The 9,540-nt window shown below is 26.7% G+C and carries 11 protein-coding genes; all 11 read right to left on the minus strand.

Annotated features, from left to right (window positions below):
• Window positions 1-207 precede the first annotated feature (207 nt).
• Window positions 208-696 carry a GerW family sporulation protein gene (gene ytfJ / locus AYC61_RS08785; RefSeq protein WP_066500062.1) on the minus strand — a complete coding sequence of 163 codons (489 nt, stop codon included), beginning with the start codon at window positions 694-696 and terminating at the stop codon, window positions 208-210.
• A 117-nt stretch (window positions 697-813) separates the two neighbouring features.
• A complete protein-coding gene (locus AYC61_RS08790; protein ID WP_066500072.1) occupies window positions 814-1,392 on the minus strand; it encodes a DUF2953 domain-containing protein in 579 nt (192 codons plus the stop codon).
• A 69-nt stretch (window positions 1,393-1,461) separates the two neighbouring features.
• Window positions 1,462-2,007 (minus strand): SMC-Scp complex subunit ScpB, encoded by a 546-nt coding sequence (gene scpB, locus AYC61_RS08795; protein ID WP_066500076.1) that lies wholly within the window; start codon window positions 2,005-2,007, stop codon window positions 1,462-1,464.
• Window positions 2,008-2,019: 12 nt separating this feature from the next.
• The gene (locus tag AYC61_RS08800) at window positions 2,020-2,751 is read right to left on the minus strand and encodes a segregation and condensation protein A (protein WP_066500080.1); all 732 of its coding nucleotides are present in this window, start codon (window positions 2,749-2,751) and stop codon (window positions 2,020-2,022) included.
• Between the two features lie 16 nt (window positions 2,752-2,767).
• Entirely contained in the window at window positions 2,768-3,367 is a 600-nt protein-coding gene (locus AYC61_RS08805) for a site-2 protease family protein (RefSeq protein ID WP_066500085.1), read from the minus strand.
• Between the two features lie 449 nt (window positions 3,368-3,816).
• Window positions 3,817-5,001, minus strand: coding sequence for a D-alanyl-D-alanine carboxypeptidase family protein (locus AYC61_RS08810; RefSeq protein ID WP_066500086.1), 1,185 nt, complete (start codon window positions 4,999-5,001; stop codon window positions 3,817-3,819).
• Between the two features lie 182 nt (window positions 5,002-5,183).
• Complete coding sequence (locus AYC61_RS08815) at window positions 5,184-5,996, minus strand: purine-nucleoside phosphorylase (RefSeq protein WP_066500090.1); 813 nt, start codon at window positions 5,994-5,996, stop codon at window positions 5,184-5,186.
• Window positions 5,997-6,006: 10 nt separating this feature from the next.
• Window positions 6,007-6,822, minus strand: a complete 816-nt coding sequence (locus AYC61_RS08820; RefSeq protein ID WP_066500092.1) for a purine-nucleoside phosphorylase — start codon at window positions 6,820-6,822, stop codon at window positions 6,007-6,009.
• 30 nt (window positions 6,823-6,852) lie between these two features.
• Entirely contained in the window at window positions 6,853-7,740 is an 888-nt protein-coding gene (gene xerD, locus AYC61_RS08825) for a site-specific tyrosine recombinase XerD (RefSeq protein ID WP_066500095.1), read from the minus strand.
• Between the two features lie 162 nt (window positions 7,741-7,902).
• Entirely contained in the window at window positions 7,903-8,529 is a 627-nt protein-coding gene (gene spoIIM, locus AYC61_RS08830) for a stage II sporulation protein M (RefSeq protein ID WP_066500101.1), read from the minus strand.
• Window positions 8,530-8,923: 394 nt separating this feature from the next.
• The gene (locus AYC61_RS08835; protein WP_066500105.1) at window positions 8,924-9,472 is read right to left on the minus strand and encodes an NUDIX hydrolase; all 549 of its coding nucleotides are present in this window, start codon (window positions 9,470-9,472) and stop codon (window positions 8,924-8,926) included.
• Window positions 9,473-9,540: the final 68 nt, after the last annotated feature.

Genomic DNA, 9,540 nt, shown 5'->3' on the forward strand with positions numbered 1-9,540 from the left:
ATAATCTGGATTTAAATACTATTCAATGATATTTTTTGTTATATACTATTATTAAATACTACTTAATATATGCTAACATATATAAAAAATGTATATTAATATTTAACCCTGATTATTCATATAATTTTAAATAATGTAGAGTATTTGATTTTCCTATGAATAATCTGGGTTTATCTTTGCAAAATTAAAAGAGTCTTAAAGACTCCTTTAATTTGCTTCTTGTTCATCTTTTTTATTTTCATCAAGTTTACAATTACTATCAGTTTTTGATGTTTTATTCTTTTGTGTCTTTGGTTTTTTTGTTGCAATTCTATTTTGAATACCTTCAATTAACGCTGGAATTAGATCTAAAAAATTGTTAACTATGTTAGATTCATTGTCAACTGGTAATAATTTCATCTGTCCATTTCCAACTACAATAAATGCTGAAGGTTTTACGGATATACCTGCTCCAGAACCTCCTCCAAAAGGATAATCTTTATCTTTTTCTTTTTCATTTGTAGTATTGTGTGTAGAAGTTTTTTTACCATATTGTCCTCCACCTGAAGCAAAACCTAATGATATCTGTGATATTGGTATGATTACAGTTCCATCTTTTGTCTCAACTGGATCACCAACAATTGTATTAACATCAACCATTTGTTTTAAGTTTTCCATGGTAGTTGTCATAAGTGCTTCAATTGGATGATTTGCCATTACATTGCCTCCTTTTATTTGAAATATTGTTGGACTATGAATAATCTGTGTTTATATCTTAATTTTGTTTTTTACTCTTACATGATATAAAAGAAATTATACCTTCATTATAGTAGTTTATAATTTCTTATGTATTAAAAAAGTCTTTATACCTGCAATAATAATATAAGCTAATCTAGTAAGAATTATACAACTGAATTTAATATCTTTTTTTTCTTTATTAAAATCAGGCACTATAGTTACCTTGAATTTTTTTGGGTCACTATAATTGTACAATACACCTAATAATGAATATATTACTGAATTAATCAATCCATAGATCATTGCTGTTGATGCAGCGTTATTACAACCAATAATGACATCAAGTTTAAATTTGATTAATTTAGTTGAATGCTTTAAATTTATAACATTAGTTTTTACTTGAGAATATATTTCTATTAATTCTTCTATCTTTGATTTAATATTTTTTGATGGATTAATGTTTTTTCTGAATTTAAATAAATACAATACTTTTATTTCTTTTTTGGTTTTCCCTAAATATTTTATTACTATTAAATTTAAACCCTTATGTGATAAAAGATTAATTTTTATTTCAAGTATGTAATTTTTTTTACTATCATAGTCTATTACGATGATAATAGGTATAAATAAAAATATAAGAAATATTAATAAAAATACAATTATAACAATTTTCATGTTATTCACCTCATGTTTCATCCTATTAAATGTATTTTTACCATAAATAACAAAAAAGACACATGAAATTTATAATTCATGTGCTTCTTCATCTGATTCATTATCTAATATATTCAAATTAGGTAATTCTGAGATATTTTTTATTCCAAAGTACCTTAAAAAATCTTCAGTTGTTCCAAAAATCCTAGGTCTACCAGGTTTGTCCAATTTTCCTACTTCCATAACAAGATTTTTATCTATTAAATAGCGAATAGCTCTATCACACCTTACACCTCTAATAGCTTCAATTTCAGCTTTTGTTATAGGTTGTTTATATGCAATAATAGATAATGTTTCTAGTGCTGTATTAGTAAGACCCTTATTTGTCTTAGGTGTGCACAATTTACTAATCCAAGGATAATGCTCAGGTCTTGTACATATTTGATAAGAATTATTAGTTTGTATAATTTGCAGACCTCGGCCAGTTATATTAAACTCCTCTATCATTTCATTTAATATTGTTGTAGCATATTTTTTATTTATATTTAAAACACTACAGATATCTTTAATGGATAGAGGATCTCCCCAAACAAATAACAATGCTTCTGTAAGTGATTTAATTTCTTTTTTGTCCATAAAATCCCCCAACTATATTAATTTGATTTCTATTTGTTCAAAATTATCTTTTTGATATACAGTTACTTTGTTTAGCTTAATAAGCTCTAATAAAGCCAAAAATGTTACTACAACTTCAAATTTACTTACGTTATTTGCAAAGATTTCTTCGAAGTTAATTACATTCAATTTTGATAAAGAATAAAGTATGTATTCCATACTTTCTTCTATTGTTATAGAATCTCTATGTATGTTATCAAATGTATTTTCATTAGTTTTATATTTGTTTTTTCTTAAAACCTTGTATAATGCATTTACAAGATTATTAAGCTTAATGCCATCAAAGGTTAATTGAATTGATTCTTCTTGATAATAGTCCATATCTTCTTGAGGTTTAGCATATATCATACTTTGGATAATTTCTTTATCTTTTAAATCTAAAGCAGCAGCTTTGAACTTTTTATATTCTATAAGTTTTTGTATCAATTCATCTCTAGGATCCATTTCCTCATTATCAAAAAGCTTGTCTTTTTTTTCTTTAGGAAGTAACATTTTAGATTTGATTACCAATAATGTTGCAGCCATAACCAAAAACTCACTGGTTATTTCTAAATCTAGTTCTTCCATTTTTTCTAAGTAGCTTAAATATTGATCTGTAATCTGTGTTATTGATATATCATAAATATCTACTTCAGCTTTATCAATTAAATGTAAAAGTAAGTCAAGAGGTCCTTCAAAAGAATCTAAAATAACCTTATATTCCATAATATATTCTCCTTGTTTATGTTAATATAGATACTAAATTTAAAATAAAATTAAAAATAACTCCAATTAATGGATGTAATATCACATTTATTGTGTCAGTCATAATTAACACTATTAATATAATATATAAATACTTCTCGTATTTGTAAAATAAATATTCATATTTATTTGGCAACAAACTAGCTAGTATCTTTGAACCATCTAAAGGTGGTAAGGGTATTAAGTTAAATACTCCTAATGCTATATTATACCAAAAGATAGGAAGAACAAAAGATAATATTAAGTTATTATTTATTTTTAACAGTGTTATAAGCAAAGCTGTTAAAATTGCTAAAGCAAAATTCGTTAATGGACCTGCTATAGAAACTAGTATAGTTCCTAATTTTCTATCTTTAAAGTATAACGGATTTATTGGTACTGGTTTTGCCCATCCAAAACCTAAAGTAAATAGTAATAAAAATCCAATAGGATCTAAATGCTTTAATGGGTTAAGTGTTAATCTACCTCTATTTTTTGCAGTATTATCTCCTAACTTATAAGCTACATAACCATGAGCAAATTCGTGACATACAATTGCAATTAATAGGGCAGGTAATCTAATTAATTTTTCAGTCAAATTTCTGCCTCCTATATAAAACCTACGTTATTCATAGAAATTAAATAAATAACTATATATATTTTATAACCTTTTCATAAAAAACACAAATACAAGCTTTAAATTTATGCTTTTCTTAATGATACGGTATTATGTGATTATAACTATATAGTGATGAATTGTCAAATTAAAGAAAGAAATTGTGAGAAATATATGATTCCATTTGGAACACACTAAAGGAACTATTCCAAAATATTTTGAGATAGTTCCTTTAGCAAACCCTGATTATTCATAGAAAATTAAACACTATACTACATCCTTTTGTTTATAAGATATCCATTAAATTTTTGACATACCAACTCGGTATTACTTAAAATTTACTGGAGTCTTCTAATTCACAATTATACAGCATATTATTCAAATTATATAAATAATCAGGGTTAAAATACCATTTGTTTGTATATTTAATTTTATGATTCTTGTTTGATTTGTTTTTTTGTCATTAAACTAAATATTTTTTCAAACATATCAATTACATTAGCTTTTTTTACTTCATCTTTTACAATTAAATCTACTTTACCTATGATTTTTTTATCCATCATTATAATCAATTCTCCAACTTTATCATTCGTTGATAATGGACAGTCAAGATACTCAGGGAGATTTACTTTGCTTTCGATTTTATCTTTAGTACCTTTATTTACCAATGCATATAAGTTATCAGCTGCGTAAATATCAACTTTAGATTCTTTTCCCTTCATTACATCAATTGTTTTGATTTTTGCATTTTTCTTACATATTTGCACAGAGTCATATGTAGCAAATCCATAATCTAATAGTTTCTTAGATTCTCTAAATCTTATATCAGAGCTATTACAACCTAATACAACGCTTATTAGAGTTAAATTATTTCTAGTAGCAGAAGCGGCTAAGCAATGTCCCGATTTACTTGTATATCCTGTTTTTATACCATTAGCACCTTTATAGAATCTAATAAGTCTATTAGTATTTACCAGACCTTGTTCTACGTCATGTTTTTTCCCTACATTAATAGTAATCATCCAGATATTTGTCCACTGTGTAATTTGTTTATGCTTTAATAATTCTTTACTCATTAAACTAATATCATATGCAGTTGTATAATGATCTTCTTTATCAAATCCAGTAACATTTGAAAAATGTGTATTTTTCATACCGAGCTGTTTTGCTTTTTCGTTCATTTTCTTCAAAAATAGCTCTTCACTTCCAGCGATATGTTCTGCTAGAGCAACCGCTGCGTCATTTCCAGATCTAACTGCTATTGCTTTTAATAATGTTTCAACAGTATTAACTTCACCAGCTTCTAAATATACTTGACTACCTCCCATACTTGCAGCATATTCGCTAACTGTAACCTCATCTTTTAATTTCATAGTATTATTTTCCAATGATTCCATGGCTAATAATAATACCATTATTTTAGTTATACTTGCTGGAGGAAGCTTTTCATCAGCGTTAGATTGATACATTACATTACCAGTCATTGCATCAATTAGAATAGATGATTTGGCTTCAATCTTAAATGGAGGTGTTGTTGCATAAGTATAGTTTATTGAAGAAAACATAATGAAAAATATTAGGATGATTGTAGACAACAATTTTAACTTGAATTTCATATTATCCCTCCTTATATTATATTTTTATGTTATCCACCAGATATTTAACTTATACTTATTTATAATAGGTAAAATAAGACATAAATTATATCTAAAAATGAAACCAAAATTCATATATTTTAACATTAAAAAAGGATTCACTCAAAATAATTTTTGAGAAATCCCTTTCATAAAAATCTCTTTTATAATCTTTTAAGTATATTTCTAGTAAGATTTATAAATTTAGGTTTTGCCTCATTAGCTACTTCCATAACTTCTTCATGACTAATAGATTCAATTTCTTCAGCTATAGCCATATCTGTAATACATGAAATACCTAAAACCTTCATTGCCATGTGATTTGCAGCTATTACTTCTGGTACAGTTGACATGCCAATAACATCCCCACCTATTGTTCTAAGCATTTTTAATTCAGCTCTAGAAAAATAATAAGGTCCACTTATAGCAGCATAAACACCTTTTTTAACTTCTATACCAATATCTTTAGCCGTGTCAATTGCAACTTTAATCAATGATTCATTATAAGCATGAGACATATCTGGGAATCGAGGACCTAATTCATCATAATTTCTACCGATTAATGGATTATCGCCCATAAAATTAATATGGTCTTCAATAATCATCAATGCACCAGGATAAAGTTCTTTATTCATTCCACCACATGCATTAGTTATAATCAATGTATCGATTCCTAATGCTTTCATGACTCTTACAGGGAAAACTACTTCTTGCATTGTATAACCTTCATAGTAATGAAATCTTCCTTGCATAACAGCGACTTTTTTATTTTCAAGAGTACCAAATACGAAGTTACCAGCGTGACCTTCTATAGTTGAAATAGGAAAATGAGGTATTTCATCATATTTAATAATAACCTTATCAGTTATTTCATTAGCCAAATCTCCTAAACCTGAACCTAATATTAAACCAATTTCTGGTTTTATGTCTATTCTAGTCTTAATATAATTTGAAGCCTCAAGAATTTTTTTTAACATATTTTCCTCCTTAGATACTCTTTAAGATTTCTTTAGCAAAGCAAATAAATTTATTTTTAACCTTTTGAGTAGTTTCAATGACCTCTTCATGATTTAGTGGAGAAGGTAATATACCTGCAGCCATATTTGTAATACAGGAGATACCTATTACTTTAATTCCTGAATGAACAGCTGCGATAACTTCTGGGACGGTTGACATTCCTACAGCATCAGCTCCTAATATTCTAGCCATTTTAATCTCCGCTGGAGTCTCGTATGTTGGACCAGTAAAAAGCATATACACACCTTTTTTAATCTCTAAATCAATATTGTTAGCACACTTATGTGCAATTTCTATTAAGTCATTGTCATAAGCATGTGACATATCAGGAAATCTTGGACCAAATTCATCTATATTCTTACCAATTAAAGGATTGTTTGATGCAAAGTTAATATGGTCTTCAATCAACATAAGATCTCCAGGTTCAAAGCTTTCATTAACTCCACCAGCAGCATTAGTTATCATCAGTTTATTTATACCTAAAAGCTTCATAACTCTAACTGGTAGTGTAACATCGCTCATTTTATAACCTTCATAATAATGAAATCTTCCTTGCATTGCAATTACTTTTTTTCCTTCTAATTCGCCTAATACAAGTTGTCCTTTATGTCCTTGTACAGTTGACTTAGGGAAATTAGGTATATCATTATATTTTATTTCCATCTTATTTCTTATTTCTTCTGCTAATACTCCTAATCCAGATCCTAAAATCATTCCGATTTCTGGCGTAAACTCATTGCTTTTTTCTTTTATATATTTAGCTGATTCTTCAATATTTTTTATCATATTTTGCTCCTTATGTTTTATTATTTTATATTATGCTCTTGGATGAGCTTTTTGATATATTTCTTTTATCCTTACATTATTTAATTGGGTATAAACTTGAGTGGTAGAAATATCTGAATGCCCCAGCATCTCTTGTATTGATTTTAAATCGGCACCATTTTGCAACAAATGGACTGCAAAAGAATGCCTTAAGGTTTGCGGGGTTATTTTTTTATTTATTTCAGCTTTTTGAGCATAAAATTTAACTATTTTCCAAAAACCTTGCCTACTCAATCTATTGCCATAATGGTTTAAAAATAAAGAATCTTCATCTTTATTGTTTAAAAAATAATTCCTATGCTTAGTTAAATATGTATTTAAAGCTGTAATTGATAGTTTTCCTATTGGGATAACTCTTGCTTTTGATGTATTTTTAGAACATGTTATAAAACCAAGTTTTAGATTGACATCAGAAACATTTAATGCTATCAATTCACTTACTCTTATTCCAGATGCATAAAGAAGTTCAAGCATTGCCTTGTCCCTAATTCCTTTAGGTGTTTTTATATTTGGTTGATCAAGTAGATGTGCAACTTCATCTGTACTTAGTATACCTGGTAATTTTTTTTCTTGTTTTGGCGACTTTAAATCAAGAGTGGGATCATTTTTAATTATTCCATTATTTAATAAATACTGATAAAAGGTTCTAAGCGAGGCTAAATTACGTGATATAGTAGAATTAGATTTACCTGTATTTTGTATATGTAGTAAATAAGTAATTATGACTGTCTTATTAACATCTCTTAAATTATTAATGTCTTTTTGTTTTAAATAATTCTCAAACTGATTAACATCTCTATTATAACATTCTATAGTATTTTTAGATAATTCCTTATCATTTGCTAAGTAATTAATAAAGTTTAGGGTTAAATAATCCATTAAAAAAATCTCCTTTAAATATCTTTTATCACGGGTAAATATATAATTCAACAAAAATACTCTATTTCCTTCTATATTTATCGTAAATTGACGTTAAACATATATTCTATATAAAATATTTTGTTAATCTAGTTGTGTTTAAGAAATTTGGATACTTTCTGCTTACCTACTTAGAACCATTTTCATGAAAATTGGTGTTACATAAGCCTCTACTATACTACCAACTATTAATAAAGTTGTAACTAACAAAATAGTAATGCTATAATTGATAATATTCTGATATGTAGAATATCTGTATTGCCTTCTCCTTTTTAAAAAGTTAGTAGAGAAACTAAAAGATATAACTGATATAATAATAAGTCCAGGAATAATAAAAATGTTTTGAGGTAATATAGCTAATAGAGAAAACAAGATACCCTTTAATCCAAATTCTTTAAATAAAAAAGTAACAGTGAAACCTATAACAAATCCTCTAAGTGATATTATACAAAAAGTAAGTGGAACACCTATTATAATTATACCAAAAAGCCATAAAAGAAATACAGTTTTTAGATTATTTAATATTGATTGCTTTAGTAAAATAATACTTTTTATATCTGTCTCATTTAAAACTTTAAAATAAGAATTTAAAAAACTAACTAAGTTTTTAATTTGCTGTTCTTCTAGTACTTTTGACATAATAGAACCTACTGCTATACCTAGTATTAAGAAAACAATGATAATTAAATATATTCCAGTACATTTATTAAAATGTTCTCTTGCTTTTCTTTTAAAATTTGTTTTAAACATGATTTCTACTCCTTTCATTTTCATAAGTTAACTTATTATTAAAGTTTAGCGTTTAATTTTATAGAAGACTTAGTTACTTAAAAAGTGTACTTACTATATTTTTATTAAAGAAGTTGTACTAAAATACCAATAAAAAATTATTTTATAAAGATAAACTTTTTTTAAGTTCCTTTCTAAGAAGAGTATCTAACAAACCTCTAATAACTACCTATAACAACTATTCGAACAAATAATCCACTAAAGGGTTCAATCTGAATTTTCTTAGCTGGTGAGGTTTACCTAGCTATTTTTTCTAATTTTTATCATTGCAAGTCATAAATGTTTTCTATATAAAAAAAGGCTATCTCAAATTGTTTTCTTGAGATAACCTAAGTATGTAATCCATTGTAAATGTTTATAAATTATTTTTGCTATCTATTATTGATTTTATAGCTAATATAGCGGATATTGTTTTGCTATCTATTATTTCACCATTAAAGATCATTTTAATTGCTTCATCTACATCTATTTTCAAGATATCTATATACTCATCTTCATCAGGATTTGGGTTACCAAATTCCAAATCATACGCTGCATATAGATGTATTATTTCATTGCTAAAACCTGGTGTAGAATAAAATTTAAAAAGAAAGTCTATTGTACCAGCTATTATTCCAGTTTCTTCTTTTAATTCTCTAATAACACAATCTCTTGGGTCTTCACCAGTATCAATTTTCCCAGCTGGAATTTCTATCAGATAATCTTCAGCAGCTTTCCTGTATTGTTTAACAAAAACAATTTTGTTATCTGCTGTAACAGGAATAACAGCTGAACCACCATTATGTTCAACAATTTCTCGTTTAGAATATTTTTGATCTGGTAATTCTATCGTATCTATTCTTAAATTAATTATTTTGCCTTCATAAATTTTTTTAGTGCTTATAGTTTTTTCTATAGTATTCATAAAAAAACCTCCCAATTTCATTTTATCCCTGATTATTCATATAACGTTCAAATAATATGCTGTAAGTT

Source organism: Abyssisolibacter fermentans (genome assembly GCF_001559865.1).
GTDB classification, from domain to species: domain Bacteria; phylum Bacillota; class Clostridia; order Tissierellales; family MCWD3; genus Abyssisolibacter; species Abyssisolibacter fermentans.